The 19,468-nt window shown below is 53.5% G+C and carries 20 protein-coding genes; 7 read left to right on the top strand and 13 right to left on the bottom strand.

Annotated features, from left to right (window positions below; genetic code table 11):
- Positions 1-278: 278 nt before the first annotated feature.
- The 3 genes from L1D43_RS05130 (at position 279) to asnB (ending at position 4,907) form a co-directional block, all read left to right on the top strand.
- Positions 279-1,025: an HAD-IIA family hydrolase gene (locus L1D43_RS05130; RefSeq protein ID WP_041511696.1), complete on the top strand. Its 747-nt coding sequence runs from the start codon at positions 279-281 to the stop codon at positions 1,023-1,025.
- A gap of 225 nt (positions 1,026-1,250) precedes the next feature.
- Positions 1,251-2,909, top strand: coding sequence for a M28 family metallopeptidase (locus L1D43_RS05125; protein WP_239850185.1), 1,659 nt, complete (start codon positions 1,251-1,253; stop codon positions 2,907-2,909).
- A 339-nt stretch (positions 2,910-3,248) separates the two neighbouring features.
- Positions 3,249-4,907: an asparagine synthase B gene (gene asnB, locus L1D43_RS05120; RefSeq protein WP_239850184.1), complete on the top strand. Its 1,659-nt coding sequence runs from the start codon at positions 3,249-3,251 to the stop codon at positions 4,905-4,907.
- A 270-nt stretch (positions 4,908-5,177) separates the two neighbouring features.
- On the opposite strand, the gene L1D43_RS05115 is transcribed toward asnB, so the two are convergent.
- From L1D43_RS05115 to L1D43_RS05090, 6 genes are all read right to left on the bottom strand, one after another.
- A complete protein-coding gene (locus tag L1D43_RS05115; RefSeq protein WP_239850183.1) occupies positions 5,178-5,942 on the bottom strand; it encodes a transporter substrate-binding domain-containing protein in 765 nt (254 codons plus the stop codon).
- A gap of 81 nt (positions 5,943-6,023) precedes the next feature.
- On the bottom strand, positions 6,024-6,371 hold the full coding sequence (locus L1D43_RS05110; protein WP_239850182.1) for a 5-carboxymethyl-2-hydroxymuconate Delta-isomerase: 348 nt from the start codon (positions 6,369-6,371) through the stop codon (positions 6,024-6,026).
- A gap of 3 nt (positions 6,372-6,374) precedes the next feature.
- Positions 6,375-6,725: a VOC family protein gene (locus L1D43_RS05105; RefSeq protein WP_041511701.1), complete on the bottom strand. Its 351-nt coding sequence runs from the start codon at positions 6,723-6,725 to the stop codon at positions 6,375-6,377.
- A 183-nt stretch (positions 6,726-6,908) separates the two neighbouring features.
- The gene (locus tag L1D43_RS05100) at positions 6,909-7,613 is read right to left on the bottom strand and encodes a hypothetical protein (RefSeq protein ID WP_041511702.1); all 705 of its coding nucleotides are present in this window, start codon (positions 7,611-7,613) and stop codon (positions 6,909-6,911) included.
- 72 nt (positions 7,614-7,685) lie between these two features.
- Positions 7,686-8,117 carry a GNAT family N-acetyltransferase gene (locus L1D43_RS05095; protein WP_041511703.1) on the bottom strand — a complete coding sequence of 144 codons (432 nt, stop codon included), beginning with the start codon at positions 8,115-8,117 and terminating at the stop codon, positions 7,686-7,688.
- Positions 8,118-8,242: 125 nt separating this feature from the next.
- Positions 8,243-9,235 (bottom strand): FAD-binding oxidoreductase, encoded by a 993-nt coding sequence (locus L1D43_RS05090; RefSeq protein WP_239850181.1) that lies wholly within the window; start codon positions 9,233-9,235, stop codon positions 8,243-8,245.
- 170 nt (positions 9,236-9,405) lie between these two features.
- Here L1D43_RS05090 and L1D43_RS05085 point away from each other — a divergent pair, with 170 nt between their 5' ends.
- The gene (locus L1D43_RS05085) at positions 9,406-12,711 is read left to right on the top strand and encodes a DUF748 domain-containing protein (RefSeq protein ID WP_239850180.1); all 3,306 of its coding nucleotides are present in this window, start codon (positions 9,406-9,408) and stop codon (positions 12,709-12,711) included.
- A 226-nt stretch (positions 12,712-12,937) separates the two neighbouring features.
- Positions 12,938-13,294 carry a glutathione S-transferase N-terminal domain-containing protein gene (locus L1D43_RS05080; RefSeq protein WP_041511706.1) on the top strand — a complete coding sequence of 119 codons (357 nt, stop codon included), beginning with the start codon at positions 12,938-12,940 and terminating at the stop codon, positions 13,292-13,294.
- A gap of 60 nt (positions 13,295-13,354) precedes the next feature.
- On the opposite strand, the gene L1D43_RS05075 is transcribed toward L1D43_RS05080, so the two are convergent.
- The 4 genes from L1D43_RS05075 to L1D43_RS05060 are packed head-to-tail and all read right to left on the bottom strand — an operon-like array spanning position 13,355 to position 15,618.
- On the bottom strand, positions 13,355-13,759 hold the full coding sequence (locus tag L1D43_RS05075) for a CBS domain-containing protein (protein WP_041511707.1): 405 nt from the start codon (positions 13,757-13,759) through the stop codon (positions 13,355-13,357).
- Positions 13,756-14,106, bottom strand: coding sequence for a P-II family nitrogen regulator (locus tag L1D43_RS05070; protein WP_041511708.1), 351 nt, complete (start codon positions 14,104-14,106; stop codon positions 13,756-13,758). Before L1D43_RS05070 ends, L1D43_RS05075 begins: the two co-directional genes overlap by 4 nt.
- Complete coding sequence (locus L1D43_RS05065) at positions 14,096-14,884, bottom strand: DUF1538 domain-containing protein (RefSeq protein ID WP_239850179.1); 789 nt, start codon at positions 14,882-14,884, stop codon at positions 14,096-14,098. The genes L1D43_RS05070 and L1D43_RS05065 overlap by 11 nt, the downstream gene beginning before the upstream one ends.
- Positions 14,884-15,618 carry a DUF1538 domain-containing protein gene (locus L1D43_RS05060; protein ID WP_041511709.1) on the bottom strand — a complete coding sequence of 245 codons (735 nt, stop codon included), beginning with the start codon at positions 15,616-15,618 and terminating at the stop codon, positions 14,884-14,886. The genes L1D43_RS05065 and L1D43_RS05060 overlap by 1 nt, the downstream gene beginning before the upstream one ends.
- Positions 15,619-15,859: 241 nt before the next feature.
- Here L1D43_RS05060 and L1D43_RS05055 point away from each other — a divergent pair, with 241 nt between their 5' ends.
- Positions 15,860-16,318: a hypothetical protein gene (locus L1D43_RS05055; RefSeq protein WP_239850178.1), complete on the top strand. Its 459-nt coding sequence runs from the start codon at positions 15,860-15,862 to the stop codon at positions 16,316-16,318.
- Between the two features lie 18 nt (positions 16,319-16,336).
- Here the strand turns inward: L1D43_RS05055 and L1D43_RS05050 are convergent, their stop codons facing one another.
- Positions 16,337-17,032 carry an alpha/beta fold hydrolase gene (locus L1D43_RS05050; protein ID WP_239850177.1) on the bottom strand — a complete coding sequence of 232 codons (696 nt, stop codon included), beginning with the start codon at positions 17,030-17,032 and terminating at the stop codon, positions 16,337-16,339.
- A gap of 51 nt (positions 17,033-17,083) precedes the next feature.
- Positions 17,084-17,407, bottom strand: a complete 324-nt coding sequence (gene yqfB, locus L1D43_RS05045; RefSeq protein ID WP_239850176.1) for a N(4)-acetylcytidine aminohydrolase — start codon at positions 17,405-17,407, stop codon at positions 17,084-17,086.
- 133 nt (positions 17,408-17,540) lie between these two features.
- On the opposite strand from yqfB, the gene L1D43_RS05040 reads away from it, so the two are divergent.
- The gene (locus L1D43_RS05040; protein ID WP_239850175.1) at positions 17,541-17,786 is read left to right on the top strand and encodes a DUF2986 domain-containing protein; all 246 of its coding nucleotides are present in this window, start codon (positions 17,541-17,543) and stop codon (positions 17,784-17,786) included.
- Between the two features lie 160 nt (positions 17,787-17,946).
- Here the strand turns inward: L1D43_RS05040 and L1D43_RS05035 are convergent, their stop codons facing one another.
- A complete protein-coding gene (locus tag L1D43_RS05035) occupies positions 17,947-19,434 on the bottom strand; it encodes an MATE family efflux transporter (RefSeq protein ID WP_239850174.1) in 1,488 nt (495 codons plus the stop codon).
- Positions 19,435-19,468 lie beyond the last annotated feature (34 nt).

The following is a 19,468-nucleotide window of genomic DNA, read 5'->3' as shown; positions in this document are numbered from 1 at the left end:
CCTTTAACGCATTAGCTTAAAGCAGACAAAAAAGAGACCCTAGGGTCTCTTTTTTATTGGCATAAGCGCATTCTTTGATCAGCCGGTTTGTTATGCCTTACCTCTTTGGCTGCATACCTTGAGCCACAGCAGAAACGCCCACCCAATTTAACCACTAAGCCCAAAGCATCCCTTTATTGCTGGCCAGACTAAATAAATCACCAAATTCCATTGTTTTTAAAACACAATTGGTTTTAGATGAAGGCAGTTGACTTTCTGCTAGCAAGATGAGACCTAAGATGAAAAACGTAATTTGTGATATTGATGGTGTACTGCTACATGACAATAAGTTGATCCCTGGCAGCGATAAATTTATCCATCGCATTCTCGAGCAGGGAAACCCACTGGTCATTCTGACCAACTATCCGGTTCAAACGGGTAAAGATCTCCAAAATCGCCTCGGCGCCGCCGGGATCCAGGTACCAGAAGAGTGTTTCTATACCTCGGCCATGGCAACGGCTGATTTTCTCAAGCATCAGACGGGTGACAAGGCCTTTGTTATTGGCGAAGGCGCCCTCACCCACGAGCTCTACAAAGCGGGCTTTACCATAACCGACATCAACCCTGATTTCGTCATCGTCGGTGAGACCCGCTCCTACAACTGGGACATGATCCACAAGGCTGCCCAGTTCGTCGCCGCCGGTGCCCGCTTTATCGCCACCAACCCAGACACCCACGGCCCGGCCCACAGTCCGGCCTGTGGTGCATTGTGTGCCCCCATCGAGCGCATCTGTGGTCGCAAACCCTTCTACGTGGGCAAGCCCAGCTCCTGGATCATTCGCAGTGCACTCAACCATATCGGCGGCCACTCGGAAAATACCGTGATCATCGGCGACAACATGCGCACCGACATCCTAGCGGGGTTTCAGGCGGGCCTGGAAACCATTCTGGTCACCAGCGGCGTCAGCCAGGTCAAAGATATCGAGAAAGAACCGTTCAGACCCAACCATGTGTTCGACTGCGCCGGTGATATCGACGTTATCTAGCCCGATTAGCCAGAGAAATCACTAGCCAAGACGCGCGGCCCAGGCCGCGTGTTTTTTATCCCTAATCAACACAAGATTTATCCCTCCAAACCCTGATGCTATCTGCCTTCCAGCAAACATAAAGCGTAACATTTAATCGTCCCACCTCCCTTGATAATGAGCGGCATCTTATTCATCATGTGGGCGCAATCAATAAATAGATAACAAAAACAAATAGGAAGTCCCATGCGTTTTGCCCTACCCACCTGTGCTCTGGTGCTCCTCAGCGCCTGTAGCCAGCATGCTCCCCAGCTAAGTAGCGAGGAGCAAGTTCCTGCATTTAACGAAGCCAGATTCAGGCTGGATATTCAGACCCTCTCCTCGGATAAATTTGAGGGCCGTGCCCCGACGACTCAAGGTGAGAAGCTGACGCTGGATTACCTTAGCAAGGCCTTTGCCGCCGCCGGGCTGGTCGGCGCCAACGATGGCAGCTTCCTGCAACCCGTACCTATGGTGAGCTACACCGCCAGCGAGTCGCAAAACATCACCCTGGGTGACCTGCCGATGCACTACCGTCAGGATATCGTGCTTGGCAGTCGCCACGACAATAAGGGCGTCGAGATCAAAGATGCGCCCCTGGTCTTTGTCGGCTATGGCATCAAGGCACCCGAATATAATTGGGACGACTACCAAGGACTGGACATGAAGGGCAAGATTGCCCTGATCCTGGTTAACGATCCCGGCTTCGCCCTGCCAGAATCGGGCAAGTTTAACGGCAAGGCGATGACCTATTACGGCCGCTGGAGCTATAAGTTTGAGGAAGCCAGCCGTCAGGGGGCCCTCGGCGCCATCATCATTCATGACACCAAGCCGGCTTCATATCCTTGGTCTGTCGTCGAAAACAGTTGGACCGGCGCGCAGCAAGATCTGGTGCTGGATAAGGCCACACAGGACAGCCGCGTACAGGTCGAAGGCTGGATCACCAAGGAAAAAGCCAGCGAACTGTTCGACAGTGCGGGCTTGTCCCTTGCAACCTTAAGCGATCGCGCCGCCAGCAGCCCGGTGAATGTCGCCCTGCAGAAAAGTGCCAGCATCGCCTTCACCAACAAGGCGGAATATGCCGATAGCTACAACGTCGTCGCGACTCTGCCCGGCCAGGACGCCAGTGATGAGCAGATCCTCTTTACTGCTCACTGGGACCACATCGGCCTGGACAGCAGCAAACAGGGCGATCAGATCTATAACGGCGCCCTGGACAACGCCTCAGGCACCGCCGGCATCCTAGAGATCGCCCGCCAGTTCGCCACCCAGGCCAAGCAAGGTAAGCCGCTCAAGCGCTCGATCACCTTCGTCGCCACCACAGGCGAAGAGCAAGGATTGTTAGGTTCGCGCTACTACGCCGCCAACCCCGTCTACCCTTTGGACAAGACAGTAGCCGTCTTCAACCTGGACAGCACCAATATCTATGGCCGTACATCGGATTACACTATCGTGGGTAAGGGCAAGTCACAGCTGGAAACCTATCTGGTCGAGGCGGCCAGCGGCCAGCAGCGCACCGCGGTGAGTGAGACACGCCCAGAGTCCGGCGGCTTCTTCCGCTCAGACCATTTCAGCTTCGCCAAGTACGGCGTGCCAGCCGTCTTTGCCGGTGGGGGCAATAATCCCGTCGATGAGGTCACAGCCAAGTACAAAGCCGAGATGAAAGCGCAGATGAAAGGCTGTTACCACAATGTGTGTGATGAGTATCGCGCCGACTGGGATCTCTCCGGCGCCCTGGAAGATCTTGGGGTCTACTATCAGGCCGCTCAACGCCTGGGTAACAACGGCGACTGGCCCGGCTATTATGCCGGTACCGAATTTCATCAACTTCGCCCGGCCACCACAAAGACCGCAAGCGCCGAATAAGCAGGTTTGGCACACGACATGACTAGAAAGGCTTCCATCGGAAGCCTTTTTGTTTATTTATCCACCATTAACACCGCTTTTTGCCATCTCGACTAAAATCCAGAGCGAGATTCAGATTGAACAATTCCAGCCACTAATAGAGGACTGAAAATAGAGATATCATAATTAAAACCACAAACAACAAAATAAAACTCAAAATCATCACCACAAAAATTATAAAAATAACACCGAAAAGGCGATTTTTATGATGTTTTGATAACTTTTAGGCTTGGCAGATAAAGAAAATGCTGTCAAAGTGATTGGCAACTGAGATTTATACCGTTTTCTGGAGCTTTCATTATGTGTTCAATATTTGCGATTCTCGACATCCAAACCGATGCCACGCCGCTACGCCAGGTTGCCCTGGAGATGTCCAAGTTGCTGCGTCACCGCGGCCCCGACTGGTCAGGGATCTATGCCAGCGACAAGGCGATCCTCGCCCATGAGCGTCTGGCCATCGTCGATATCGAACATGGCGCTCAGCCATTATTGTCCGAAGATGAAAGCCTGATCCTGGCGGTCAACGGTGAGATCTACAACCACAAGGAACTCAAGGCCGAACTGGGTGACAAGTACAGCTACCAGACCAACTCAGACTGTGAGGTGATCCTCGCCCTCTATCAAGAGTACGGCACCGAATTTCTGGACAAGCTCAACGGTATCTTCGCCTTCGTACTCTACGATAAGCGCAGCGACACTTACCTGATTGGCCGGGATCACATGGGCATCATCCCTCTCTACACAGGCCATGATGCCGAGGGTAACTTCTATGTGGCCTCAGAGATGAAGGCGCTGATGCCCGTCTGTAAGACGGTCGAGACCTTCAAACCAGGTCACTATCTAACAAAGGGTGGTGAGACCCACTACTACCAACGCGACTGGCAGTCTTTCGAGGCAGTACAGGACAACACTGCCAGCGTGGATGAACTGCGCGATGCCCTGGAAGCCGCGGTTAAGCGTCAGCTGATGTCAGATGTTCCCTACGGCGTGCTGCTCTCAGGTGGACTGGACAGCTCTGTGGTCTCAGCCATCACCCAGACCTTCGCCAAGCGTCGTATCGAAGACGATGGTGCCAGCGATGCCTGGTGGCCGCAGCTGCACTCTTTCGCGGTAGGCCTGACCGGCGCACCTGACCTGGCGGCGGCGCAGAAGGTGGCCGATGCCATAGGCACCATACACCATGAGATCACCTTCAGCTTCCAGGAAGGGCTCGACGCGATAAAGGATGTGATCTATCACCTGGAGACGTACGATGTCACCACCATACGTGCGGCAACCCCCATGTATCTGATGGCGCGCAAGATCAAGGCGATGGGGATCAAGATGGTACTGTCTGGCGAAGGCGCCGACGAGCTGTTTGGCGGCTACCTCTATTTCCACAAGGCACCAAACGCCCAAGCCTTCCATGAAGAGTTGGTGCGTAAGTTAGACAAGTTGCACCTGTTCGACTGTCTGCGCGCAAACAAGGCGATGGCGGCCTGGGGCCTGGAGGCACGTGTCCCCTTCCTGGATAAAGAGTTTATCGACACGGCGATGCGACTCAACCCTGAGGCCAAGATGTCGAAAGAGGGCCGTATCGAGAAGCATATCCTGCGTCAGGCCTTCGAACACAAGCTGCCACAAGAGGTGGCCTGGCGTCAGAAGGAGCAGTTTAGCGATGGTGTCGGCTATTCCTGGATCGATGGCCTAAAAGACCATGCCGCGGCTCAGGTAGACGATCTGCAGCTGGCCAACGCCAAGTTCAGGTTCCCTTACAACACGCCGGAAACCAAGGAAGCCTACTTCTATCGCTGCTTCTTCGAGGAACACTTCCCACTGCCATCGGCCGCCGAAACCGTGCCGGGTGGCAAGTCGGTCGCCTGCTCAACCCCTGAGGCTTTGGCCTGGGATGAGAGCCTTCAAGGGATCATCGACCCGTCGGGTCGTGCGGTGCAGTCGGTGCATGAGAGTGCTTACTAGGCTGCTTGCCGATAGAAAAGGCGACAGAAAGTCTAATAAAAAAGAGACCTTAAGGTCTCTTTTTTATTGGCACGCTTTCGTTCACTCGTGTTATACCAATCACAGTAAACATGTGATCAGAAATAGCGCAGAAAAAACGCTTGAGGACAAAGCAGGATTTTTAGATAAGTAGTTATTCTACAATTAAAAATACTAATACAGTTATCGAGCGTTTTAACAAGCTAGAATGATCAATTGTTTATTACGATTGGTATTATTCATGCCTGTGAATCAATAGTGTTCCAGGTGCTGGGTGGCAAACTGCTCGACCGCCTGCATGAAGCGCCCCTCTTCATAGGCCTGAGTGATGATTTCCTGCATCTTATCCATAGGGATCCCCATTTGGTGCCTTTTGCTCACGCCAAAATAGACCTGGCGATGCTCCTCATGGCTATAGGGATGTACCCTAAGCTTGTCGTCGAAATCGCGAAAACGCGCCCTCAGGCTCGGCAATACTACCTCGGAGACGATCAGCAGCTCGAAACGTCCCTTGAGTAGCATGTTGGTCGCCGAGATCACATCGTTGGTCTCCACCTTATTCAGGCGATCATCCTTGTCGAAACGGTCAAAATACTCTGTTTCTCGCGATACGCCGATGGAGAGCAGCCTCAGATCCTCATAGTCGTTTACACTCGCCAGTTCACGCTGACTGATGAAGACGAATCGGCCGTCATCGCGATAGGGCAGAAAATGGCTATAGGCCGCCCGCTCAGGCTTGGCATATATCCCGGCCACCACATCGGCGCTGCCCTGCTCTAGCATATGCAGGCAACGGGCGAAATTGGGGCTGGAGATAAAGGTTAAATGACGCTGCAACAGATGCGCAAACAGCTCGAGCGCAGCGATATTCTCACCGATAGGCTCATGCTCACCCTCGAGAATTTGAAACGGTGGATAGTGATCGACGCAGACCCGCATCGTCTGCTCGTCTTCGGCGTAAACCGGCGGCGCGGCGAGCAAGCCCGCCACCAACATCAAGGCCCTAGTAAGCTGCATTCAAGAATGACTCCTGGGACTCCATCTCCCATTGACCATAATACTCCTGATAAAGACTAGGCTCTTCAGCCATTTAATCGTTTAATCATTTAGCCGTTTAAAATAGTGTTCACGTTCGATATCCAACACCTCCATGGTGATGCTGGATACAGAGGCGCACAACGACGCGATCTGGCGATCGACACACCGCATCAGATGCTGCTTCTGCTCACCGGTGCGACCGGGCATGATCTTAAGCGTGATATGAATAAAATCGGCCCCTTCTGCCTCACCGACACGGTAATGCTCGGCACAATAGCCCCGAGACTTGATACTGGCAGGCTCAAACAGATCACTCTCGATAGCGCCACGATGCACCAAGGCCACCAGGGTGTCGATGGCTAATTGCCGCGCCACAGGCGCGCTATATTCGACGATACAATGAGGCACCTGTTACTCTGACCATACCGCAAACTCGTTACCGTTTGGGTCCTTAAAATGAAAACGACGCCCGCCAGGAAACGAGAAGATCTCCTGAGTGATCAAGGCGCCCGCATCGGCAACCGTGGTCAGACACACCTCTAGCGCCTTGGCATAGATGACGATTAACGGCGTGCCGGAGGCGATATCGAAACTTTTATCCGACAGGAAAAATCCACCAGCAATCCCCGCGTTGGTAAAACAGCTGTATTCGGGGCCATAATCTTCAAACTGCCAGCCGAACACCTTGCCAAAGAATGCCTTGGTCACGGCGATATCCTTCACTGGGATCTCGATATAGTTGATGGTCTGGTCTTGATTCATTGCATTTCCTTGCAGTGACTATCGTTGTTAGGTTTAGCCCATCAATGTGAGCCAAGTCTCGCTTTTTAAATCTACCCCCTATCTAAAGGTAAAGCGAGTGTTAAATCTAGAGGGGCAGCGCCATAGCTCAGATTATAGGCAATAAAAAAGGGAGCCAGGCTCCCTTTTTTACTCGTCTTCAACCTAGCCCAGCAATGCCGCCAGCAGGCCAATGAGACCACCGAAGACACCGCCCCAGACCACCAGCCAGCCTAAGTGCTGTTTGATCATCTGCTGCACTATCTCTTTCACCAGCTGAGGGGTCAGTTCGGCAAGGCGCTGATCCACAATGCTCTTCACCTTGGCTCTGAGATCCGCCAGCACGTCGGGCTGCTCTATCTCATTCTTCAGCAGTTCATAGAAATCATCACTCTGGGTCAGCTCGACCAAGGAGGTCTTCATCTTGTTGATGAAAGGCTCTTTAAGTGGCGCTATCGCCTCCGTGCCGCCAAACATGGTCAGCATGCCACCGAATGAGGACTGCTCTACCGTGGTCACCAAGGCGTCGAAGGCAGGCGACATATCCACCTTCTCGATGACAGGCTCCAGGTTGATGTGGGCCACACTGCCCCCCTGCTGTGACAGGAACTTATCTATATTCTCGTTGGTAAAAAACTGCTCCATCATCAGATGGGCGATGCCCGCCTTAAACTCCTCGAAGCGCGCCGGCACCACGCCGCTGCCATAGAGGCCTGGCACCTTCTCAAATAACATATGGATCGCCAGCCAGTTGGTGACCGCCCCCGACAGAGCAAACAGGCCGATACTAAAGACGATAGCTTGCTGAAAAAGATAGCCGCAGACTACCAACAGGGCAGCCAGTAAATTAGTGATAAGACTCTTATTCACCGATTTATCTCCAAGGATAAGACAAAAAAACGGCGCTATCTTACCACAAGCAAAATCCCTGAAGACAGCCTATTAGTATTGGTTAGCCGCCTGCTCGGCAAACACTGCGCTCGTGTCGCACTCGTCGATGTATATGAAACCGTCACCGCTGAGGTGTTCGCGGCGCACCGCCATCACATTAGTCTCATCGGCCAGCTCCTTGGCTTTCTCAACCAAACGGGTGGCGATACCTTGATGGCGAAAGGCCTCCTCGACATAGAGGTCGTCAAAATACCAAACGGGCTTGAGCAGGCGCGAAGAAAAGGAGGGATAGAGCTGAATAAAGCCGACAATCTCAAGGGCTACCTGAGCAATAAAGATCACCGAATCATTCTCATGTAGACGGGCCTGTAGGAACTCGCCACTGTCGGCCAAGGCAGACGCTTGCCCCAGGCTCTGACGATAACGGTCAAACAGAGGTGTCAGCAGGTTCAAATCATCTTCAATTGCAATTCGTATCAGCATATTCCGTCCTTGAAATCTGTATTCGCCTAGGATGAGGGGCAACAAATACAGTTACATCCTTATGATTTAGTTGATGTTATCATATCAGGATTAAAATAACAGTCCATTGTTACTCCGACCTAAGTCTACCCTCTGGGACGTTTGCGCAGATCTTTGTACTCGAACGACAGGCTGTGGATACGTTCGATGGGAAATCCATTGAGAAAGGCAATCTCCCGGCTCTCGTTAACCAGGCCCGGCTCGCCGCAAAGAAACAAGTGTTGCTGACGGTCGAATTGGTGACACTTGAGCGCCTCGCTAAAGGGGTTGGCATGGATCACCCGCCGCCCCTTGCTCTCACTCTGCCCTGTGATGCAGGCCTGATAGTGAAACTGACGATGTTCCAACATCATCTTAAGCAGCTTAGGATGCAGATAGAGATCGTTATCATCCCGGGCGCCCACATAGAGGAAGATCTCCCCCTGATGCCCCTGAGCCAGCGCCTGCATCAGCATGGCATGGGCCACACCAAGACCACTGCCGAAGGCGACGATGATCAGCTTGGCATCACGATAGGCGCTGCGGTAATAGCGGCTCCCCAGCGGTCCCTGCACCAGCAATTTCTCTCCTATGCCGGCATGGTGATACAGCCAATCGCTGAACTGCCCATTATATTTGCGCCTCACGTGCAGCTCGAGAAAAGGCTCATCCGGCAGACTGGTAGGCGAATAGCTGCGGGTCAGGCCGTCGAAGCGTCGTAAGTTGATGTACTGCCCCGGGTGGTGCTGCAAGGGTTCGTCTAACGCCAGGCGGACGCGTACCACGGCCTCGTTGATAAACTGCTTCTCCTGGATCTTGGCGCCGACAAAAAGATCCTGCGGCAGGATAGACTTGAGACGCAAGGCTGGGGTGGGCTTACACTGACAGGAGCAGAGATAGTGACGCTGCTTAAGCCCAAGCGTCAGACCACGCTGGGCCCCGATCGCCATTTCGCCATCGACATGTTGCAGCAGACAGGTTTTACACACGCCCTTCTTACAGGAATAATTGACCCGCTGACCATGGCGTATCAGGGTGTCTAATACCGACTCACCGGCCTTAGCCTCAAATGCCTGACCGTCGAGGTAAAATGTTGTCATATATGTCGATTTATCTCGTAGAAATTTAAATAAATTTTATGTTTAGCCGTTCATTATCGATAATAAACCTACTAAAATTATAGCGACTGGTTCACAAACGTGCGGATAGGACTCGCCGTCCCCCCTTCTCTGAATCTTTTCAGTTCGTCTACAACGTCATTAAGGTCATTATGTCTTCCGTCCCATCATTTTTCGCTCAACTCGGACAAAAATACAAACAGCTGCCTAAATATCAAAGGTATATTGGTATCTCAATTACCCTGTATTTAACATGGACCCTGTTACTGGGTCTACTGCTTCCTTACCTGTTAACCCAGCAAATTCCTAAGCAGCTGTCGGATCAGATCTTAAGGCCCGTCTCCCTCGGGGAGGTCAAGATAAACCCCTTTACCCTAGAGGTCGAACTCACTGATTTTGCCATCAAGGAGAAGGACGACCAGGCCTTCGTCGGCTTTAAGCGATTGGGACTCAATATCCAGTTTTGGGACTCACTATTTCAGCAAGGCCTGAGTCTTAGCGACATCACGCTGGAAAATCCCCATGCCGAGGTTAAGCGTCTAAAGAGCGAACAGGCGCTGAGGTTTAATTTCACCGATATCCTGGAGACGCTAGCGAAAAATAGCCCTCAAGCCGAACCAGAAGTCGAAGGCAATGCCACTATTCCCCATTTTATCCTCAAGAACCTGGCAATCGTCGATGCCAACCTGCATCTAGCCGATGAGATCACACGAGGAGAGGTGAGTTACCCCAAGGTCAACCTCAAGGTTGCCAGCTTCGACTCCCATAATCCCATTGTGGCCACCAGAATTAATGACCAAGACCAAGACCAAGACAATGAGAATGACAGCAAAGCCGACAAGGCAGGCACCAACAGCAATGCGGAGGCTAAGGCAAACCGCTACCACATGGAGTTCCATAGCGACCGTGGCGGTAAAATTGCCCTCAAGGGACAGGTACAGCTCACCCCATTCGAGCTTGTTGGCGATATCAGCCTAAATCACATCGATCTGCCCCAACTTTGGGCCTTTGTTGCCGACGCTTTTAATGTCTCGCTGGACAAGGGCTATGTGGATTTCGCCACTGAGTACCGTGTCGCTCAGGAAGGCGACAAGCTAGAGGCCAGCACCAGCGCCGGCGAGCTCAGCTTTAATCAGCTGCAGATCAGCCACGAGCAGCGCGAGCTTATCACCCTTGGGCGTTTTGCCCTCACAGGCATAGAGGCAGATCTGGGCCAACAGCGTGTGGATCTGGCCGCCCTGACCTCGAGCGATCTTACGGTCAACGCCAGACTAGATGATAAGGGCGTAGATCTCGCCGCCCTGTTAACCCCTAAGGCGAGTGCTGTTGAAACGACGTCCTCTGACACAAGCTCTACCGAAACGAGTGCTAACGCAACGAGCACTAGCGAAACCAGTTCCAACGAAACGACAGCCAGTCAGGCCAACAGTGAACAAGTGGCCGAGGCTGAGATTGAGGCTAATGCTGGTGAGCAGACTGCTGAGCAGACGGCTGAGCAAGCCGTTGACAGCAATGAAGCGTCAGGCTGGCACGCCAGGCTGGCAAAAATCGAGCTGAGCAACTATCGGCTCAACCTCACCGAGCAGCTGTTTAAAGAGGAGAACCTCTGGCAGATAAGCCAGCTGCAACTTACCACAGGCGCGCTAGATGAGAGCCTGAGTCAACCCATAGACTATCAGCTGGCATTAGCCATCAACCAAAATGCCAAGGTACAGACTAAAGGGCAGATCGATGCCCTGGCCAAGCAGGTCAGCGCCGATCTCTCACTCGAGGGGCTGAGCCTTAACTGGTTCCAGAACTACATTGCGCCTATTGTGAACATCAAGATCGACGATGGCCGCCTGGCGACATCGGGACAACTGCTTGCCGATGCCAACGGCAAACTAAATTATCAGGGCACACTTCAGGTTGACGATCTTCAGGTCAAAGACCTCAAGGCCAACAAGACATTGGTGAAGTGGCAGCAGCTGGATCTCAACCAGCTCGACTTCGATAGAAAGGCCAACAAACTGGCAATCGATCAGGTAACCCTAGACAAGCCCTACGGACGTATACTGATCAACGAAGATCGCACCACCAACTTCCAGGATCTGCTGGTCGCCCAGGCGGCGTCTGAAGATGCGAAATCTGATAAAACAGAACCAGACAGTGCTAAACCAGATAGCGCCAAACCGGCAAAGGCTGAGCAAAAGAGTGACAAGATAGGCGATGCGGCCAAGCCGATGGCCCTTAGCATCAACAAGATAGTGTTTAAAGATGGCTCGACCTTCTTTGCCGATAACTCTCTCACTCCTAACTTTGCCGCCAGCATAGAGCAGCTCGAAGGCAATATCGCCAACCTCTCCTCAAGTAGCGACAAGGCCGCCAAGGTCGATATCAAGGGCAAGATAGACAGATACGCCCCGGTCGTCCTCAATGGTGAGATCAATCCCCTGCTGGAGCAGCCTTACCTGGACCTCGATCTCAGCTTCAAGCATGTGGAGCTCACCTCGGTTAACCCCTATTCGGGCACCTACGCGGGTTACTACATAGACAAAGGCCTGATGTCACTGGACCTTAAATATCAGCTGGAGAACAATCAGTTGGTGGGCGACAACCATCTGGTGGTCGATCAACTGCAGCTGGGTAAGAAGAGTAACTCCAGCTTGGCGACCTCCCTACCTGTCACCCTGGCCATCGCCCTGTTACAAGACAGACACGGGGTGATCGACTTAGGCCTGCAGGTCTCTGGCGATCTCAACGAGCCAAGCTTTAGCTTCGGCAGCATTATCGCCACCGCCTTTACCAATGTGATCACTAAGGCGGTGACCGCGCCCTTCAGCCTGTTAGCCGGCCTATTAGGCTCAGACGATGAGCTGGATAAAGTGGCCTTTACCCCAGGTCTGGCGATGCTGCCAGAGGAGAGTCAGACACTACTGAGCAAGCTGGCCAAGGGCTTGGCCGACAGGCCCAAGCTTACCGTCAGCGCCAAGGGCGCCGTGGATCTCATCAACGACAGTCAGGCCTTAATGACGGCCAAGCTGCATCAGGCGCTGGTCGTTGAGGCGCAGCTCGATGATGCCAAGTTTACCGAGGCGCAACTACCGCAGGCACTCACGGCCAGTACCTTCCCCACCACGGGTATATTGTCTGATGCGCTAAAGTCCCTGTACCAGAAGACGCTGCAAAAAGATCCAGACGAAGTACTCAAGGAGATCAAACAGCAACAGGCGCAGCAGGAAATAAACCAAGAGGAGTTACAAACCCGCTGGCATATCGCGCTATATAACTACCTGGTCTCGGCGCAGCAGCTTGACGATAACGCCCTGGGTCAGTTGGCGCAGCAGCGAGCGCTGGCGGTTAAGCAATATCTGATCGAACAGGCCAACATCGAAGCGGGCCGGGTATTCGTGCTCGACAGTCAGGCGGCCCTCGACACCAGTGCATCTCAGGCCCTGCTGACCCTGAGCGCCGAATAACCGCGCATAACCCCAAGTCATTTAAGTAAGATAAAAACGGCTAAGCCCAGGCTTAGCCGTTTTTTCTGCCCGCCACTCCTCTAGTTCAAGCTCGAGCCCTAGGGCGTAACCTTGGCTAAATGAGGCGATAGAAATAAAAGGATAAGGTCTCGGTTTGCGGCAAGGCTTTGATCTCCATCACGCTTGCGTTAGAATCCGCCCCATCAAAATTATCTAGGAGTCGTTAATGTTTATTGTTCGCTGGGTATTAGGCCGCATTATCCTGTTTCTGAATTTTGTTTTTACCCCTAAGAAGCGTCAGCGTCCGCTGGCGGAGCAGGCAAGAGTGGACGAGCAGACACAAGGACTTGCGCTATACCAGTACGCGGCCTGTCCCTTCTGTGTAAAGGTGCGCCGCGCCATTCGTCGCCAGGGACTGAATATCGTCACGGTCGATGCCAAGCAGGACGAGCATCAACAGACCTTGGTACAACAAGGCGGCCTGGCTAAGGTCCCTTGCCTGCGTATCGAAGAGGCCGGAGAGACTCAGTGGATGTATGAATCCTCGGATATCATAGACTATCTCAATAAGCGATTCGCCTAAGCTTATGCTTAAGCACTACGGGCACCCTAGGGTGCCCTTTTTATTGGCTGGCTCAAGGCGCTACAGATGGGGCAACATCCCCTTAAGCACTATGTCGTGATAGGTCACCACCCCTAAGATCTTACCCGCCTCGATCACCGGCGCCTTGTTGATGCCGAAGCGTTCGAACAATCTGGCGGTATAACGAATGTCCATGTCGGCGTGTACCGACAGCACAGGTTTAATCATGATCTCATAGACATTGACCCGCTCTGGCGACTTATCTTTGGCCAACACCTTGCGGGCGATATCGCTCATCAGCACCATGCCGTATTCATCGTGTTCATGACGCTTGTTCACCAGCAACATGCTGACATCGTTGCCCACCGCCAGCTTGATCGCCTCGGCCACGGTATGCAGACCATCGACCATCACATAGCTGTCTTTCATGACGTCGCTGTTCTTAATTAGCCTGCTTGGTTTCATAATTGATCCTCAATCTCTTTGCTGAGTTTTTCCACCTGATGGGCGACACCGACGGCGTCCTCCACATCTATCTGTATGGCAATCCCCTGCCCAGGGTTCGTCTCAAACTCCCCTACCCGGCAAATGGTTTCCAAGATGCTGCGGCTCATGTGCTCCTCTACCAACCAGAGGATCACGTCCCGCTGTATATCCAGACCCAGGCCCATGAAGGTCTTCTTCTTCTCCAGCCCTTCACCGCGGGCATGATTAATGACTGTCGCTCCCGTGGCGCCCGCCTCTCTCGCCGCATCGAGCACGGTATCGGTACAGGTTTCATCGACGAAGGCGACGATAAGTTTAAAGCGCATGGTCTCGCTCCTTAGCGGATTTTCGCTGACTTAAGAATTCGACTAACTGGGCGTAGCCCATCACAGTGATCATAGGAAACAGGCTGGCAAAGGCAATCAGGCCGAAGCCATCGATAAGCGGGTCGCGCCCCGCCACATTGGTGGCCAGCCCCAGGCCAAGCGCCGCCACCAGCGGCACGGTCACGGTCGAGGTAGTCACCCCACCTGAATCGTAGGCCAATGGCACTATCATCTTAGGGGCATAATAGGTCTGGATCACAACCAGCACATAGCCAGCCATGATGTAATAATGAATGGGGTCGCCCACCACGATTCGAAAACAGCCCAGGGCTATCCCCATAGCCACCCCGATCGCCACAGAAATCCTAAGCCCCTGAATACCGATGGCGCCGCCCGAGACCTCGTTGGCCTTTATCGCCACTGCAATCAATGAGGGTTCGGCAATTGTGGTACTAAAACCAATAGCCGCAGCAAACAGGTAGACCCAGAGATAATCTTGCCAGATAAAGGGGGTATCACCGCCTTCTGGATGGAGAAAATCGGGTGAGGTCAGCTGGCTTGCCATGCTCTGACCGATGGGAAACAGCGCCAGTTCGAGGCCCACCAGAAACAAGCTGAGCCCTACGATCACATAGACAAATCCCAGCAGCACCCGGCGCCAATTGGCAATGGCACGTTTAAGTACCCCGAGCTGAAAGCCGAACAAGATGACGGCGATAGGCACCACGTCCCGGGCCGTCAACATCAGGGTATCTAACATCTCACTCAGATAAGTCATCACAACACCCACATGCCGTAGAGTAAAACGAAGATCATCGGCGTCAGGCTGGCAAAGGCGATCAGCCCAAAGCCATCCAACATGGGATTACGCCCCTTGATCACACTGGCCAAGCCTACCCCCAGGGCGGTCACCAAGGGGACGGTAATGGTCGAGGTGGTCACGCCGCCAGAGTCATAGGCGATACCTATGATGTTCTCCGGCGCAAAGGCGGTTAACACCATGACACACACATAGCCACCTATGATTAAATAATGAATGGGCCAGCCCTTAAGAATACGGATCACCCCGAGCAGAATCGCCAGCCCCACCGAGATGGCCACCGTCAGCCTGAGCCCCATGGCGTAGCGCTCCATGGCGTCACTGCTCGAGGCTATGGCTCCGGCATTAGCCGCCACCTCGGCGGCCTCATTCGCTACTGCCGTCAAGGCGGGCTCCGCCAGTGTGGTGCCGAAACCCAGCGAGAAGGAGAACACAACTAACCAGAAAACGCTGCCCTTACGCGCCAGCGCCTGAGCCAGAGACTCACCTATGGGAAACAGGCCCATCTCGAGCCCAAAGACGAAGAAGGTCAAACCGAAGACGATAAATACCAGCCCGAGCAGGATCTCGGCCAGATTAGCCGGAGCCTGATGCAGCACGAAGATCTCGAAGAAGGCGACCACACAGATGATGGGTACCAGATCCCGAAAACTGCCGAGTAATGAACGAAACAGGCTGATCAAGGCCGACATGCAGACTCCTTAGCACTGGGGATCTCCTAACACATTTCCCCTTACCTTGAGTGTGCCAAGACGCTAACAAATAACAACAATTTTCTCACATCTCACCCTATTTACGTGAGCCAGTTCAAGTTACTCAGCCAAAGTCAATTTAGGTAAAGTCATGTCACCTGGGGTGATCTCCCCTGGCAATTGGGTTATGCTCGGCCTGTCACAAATGTTAACCTTCGACGAAAATAAAGATAATAATAAGATGCCGATGCCTTCCCCACTGCTTACCACCACTGTGCTTCTCACCGCTATGCTTAGCCTTGTCGGCTGCGCCAGCAAACGCGATGTCGATGATTTTAAGGTTCGTGTAGAAGATACCTTCCAGACCTCAATCAAGGGCGACGGCATCAAGCTGTTTACCTACAAGGTGAAGTACGCCGAGTTGCCCACCCTGGAACAGCCCCACATGCAGCGAGTGCGTCAGATAGAGAAGATGAAACGCTCGGGGAGCAAGAAACGCTCCATCTATGAGCCAGACCTGAGGCGTTGGACACAGCAGATAGAGTTAGGCCTTGAGAAGACCATCGCCATGACAGGCTACTGCCGCGAAGGCTATCTGGAACTGAGCCGTATCATAGAGGTAGGACGCGGAGAGATCCGCGGAGAGTGCAACGATGGCGCCACCGACGCCGACATCAGCAAGTTCGCCGACAAGGGCTAAAAATCTGGCAGAAAAGGGTCAGAGTTCATCCGCAGGCGCTCGAGGCTTAAAGCATCCGTGAGCCAAGAAATGCGCCGTCTGGGCAATCACCCTGGCGTTATTCATCATGAAGGGATGGGTTACCGCCAGGCTAATATGATCCCTCATCCCCTCGAGCCGAGTGCGCGCCACGGTGACCTTGCCATCATTAGGCCCAGGCAATAGGGTCGAGAGCAGCAGGTTAACGCTGCGATTGCCAGCAATCACCCCAAGGTCAAAATCAGCCTTACCGAGACGATTCGGCACGCTACTCGCCTCTGTGCCCAGCTGCATGCCCGCAGGGCCATTAACCAGCATAAATCCAGGCATATTCCTCAGGCGATCCACCACCTCACTGCCGCCATTCGGTGGGCCAAGCATCACCACCCGGCCAAGGGCGGGCAAGGCATGTTGACTCAGGTACTGGCGCACCAGAATGCCGCCCATAGAGTGAGTGACAAAGTGAATTTTCTCTCCACGGCACGCAGACAATGCCTTGTCGATATGCTCCCCGGCCAGCGTCTCGATATCAAACTGAGTCGAGGGATAGCCCAGATTCACGCATTGGTAACCCTTGGCCGACAGAGCATTCGCCATCTTCTCCATCGAGGCCCTGCTGCGCGCCAGGCCATGAAGCAAGACTACAGATTCATTAAGCGACTGCATGTTAATTGGCTGCATGTTATTTGGCTGCATAGTAAAGCGACTCCTTCTCTTCCTTGCCAAGACGGCGCCTACATAGCTGACCTACAGCAAACGATATTCGATAAGGTACAAGGTTTTAATCTCGCCATATATCTCGGTGATTACCGCCTTTAACTGCTCAAGCGTCATGTTCTCTTGCGCGGCATGGCGCTGATTTAAGGCATCGAAGGCGAGCTCTTCGACCCGAACCACCTGAATATCACAAAAATGCCTGTCTGTTTCGAAGGTCGATACCGACAGGCGATCGCCGACGCGAAAGTGCGACTCGCTCTCATCCCTCAAGGTGATAGTTTTGGCGCCACTTAAAATATCGGCCTCGAAGCGCTCAAAGAAGGTGATCTTGGCATCACAGCTTATACGACTCATAATTCCTCTATCTCAACACTCGCCTATAGCCCCAGCGTGCGGATTAGGTTAAAATCCGCCCCCGGTTTGGGTTACCCGACGGGCGACCCCGTAAAGTCCACATATTATCTGAATCAAACACCTGGGTGGAAGTATGAACAAGAAACAAAAGATGCTGAAGAAGACGGCAAAGCGCGCCAAAGCCCGTCACAACAAACATACGCCGCCGACAGTAAAGAAATATATCTCAAAAGGCGATCGCGCCAAGATGCTGGCCCAGGAGCAGGCCGAAGCCGCCGCCAAGGCTAATGCCGCCGAGAAGGCCGCTAAGTCTGAGGACGAACAAGACGTGACAGCTGAGAGCGTCGAACAAGAAGAGGCTCCGGCGCAGCAAGGCTAAGGCTTACGCCTTGTGCCTAATGCATTTAATGTCTAATGCCTAAATGCTAATGGCTATTGCCAATAACTAATGCCTCTACCAAGCGGCGCCACTACGGCGCCGTTTTTGCCTCTATCGCTTTCATAGCCGTTCTAACCATCCCTTGTGTAACAGAAGACAGTTAGTCACGCGTTTCACCTGTAACCAGCTCACTGACGCGATTGCTTGCCTCACAATCTTGCTCCTCACTGATCTGCGCCATCTGGGCACAGGAGGATGACAGTGGATTGGTGCTGCTGGGGCTTAGCTCCTCATCGAGCGCCTCCTGGCTAACGGCTAGCGCCGCACTGGCATGCACCTTGTCAACCAAGCGATAGGCAGTTAATACACCCAGCACGCCGAAGAGGATCGCTCCCAGCACCTGGCCGATCAACACACCTTCGACGCCACCCAGTTGGCCGCCATAGTAAACGAAGGGAATGGTACCCAGAGTCGCCTTACCCACGTTAAACAGGGTCGAGTACTTGGCCTTACCCAGGTTATTGAAGGAGGCGTTGGCGACAAACAAGGCCCCGGAGAACACAAAGAAGACGGCGATGTAGCGGCAGAAGAAGCGGATCAACTCGGCGCTCTCCCCCTGCATGGCAAAAAGTTGCACTATCTGCTCCTGCAGCAGCATCAACAGCAGCGAGACAGATACCACATACAGGGCGCAAAATTGCAGTGCCTTAGTCAGACTCTGCTTCACCCGATCAAATTCCCGCGCACCAAAGTTCTGCCCGACGATAGGGCCTATGGCGCCACTGAGGGCGAAGATCATGCCAAAGGCCACGGGCGTCAGCCTGCCCAGCACGGCCCAGGCCGCCACATAGCTATCGCCAAATTCGGCGATGGCTCGGGTCACCACGGCATTGCCTATCGGCGTGGCGATGTTGGTCATCATCGCGGGTCCCGCGATGGCAAAAATGGGCTTAATGTCTTCCTTAAAGGCGGTGAGGTCGAAACGGCCAAACAGCTTATGCTTCACCACCACGCCTCTCGCCGCCACCAACAGCACAGCCAGTCGTGCCAGCACAGAGGCCAGTGCTGCACCCTCAATCCCCATGGCGAGCAGGAAAATGAAGATAGGGTCGAACACCAGATTGACGCCGCCCCCGGTCAAGGTCGACACCATGGAGAGCTTGGCGTCACCCACCGCCCTGAGCGCCGCCCCCAGGGCCATCGCCAGACAGATGATGGGCATGGAGGGCACGAGAATATAGAGGTAACCGGCGGCCAGTTCACCGGTACGACCGGTTGCTCCCACCAGGGTAAGCAACTCGGGGATAAAACAGGTGACAATTAAGGCGACCAGTGAGGCCACCAGCACAGTCACCACGGCGCTATTGAGCAGCAAACGTTTGGCCAGCTCAAACTCTTTGGCCCCCACAGCGCGAGAAACCAGGGCGCCGAGGGCGATAGAGAGCCCTATGCCGATCGAGGTGGTAAAGAAAGAGATGGTGCCCGCGTATCCCACCGCCGCGGCCAGTTCTTGCTCCCCCAGTAGACTGAGGAAGAAGATATCGATCAGATCCACCACAAACAGGGCCGAGATGCCGATGGCGGCGGTCGAGCTCATCACCCAAATATGGCGCATGATAGAGCCCTGAACAAATTTAGCCGTGGTCATAACGCTCCCTCATAACCAATAACGCTTACTGCCG

Origin of the sequence: Shewanella sp. Isolate8 (assembly GCF_022398495.1) — a bacterium.
Lineage (GTDB): Bacteria > Pseudomonadota > Gammaproteobacteria > Enterobacterales > Shewanellaceae > Shewanella > Shewanella aquimarina.
The sequence above is the reverse complement of the archived record's forward strand: the minus strand, read 5'-3'. Positions and strand labels throughout refer to the sequence as shown.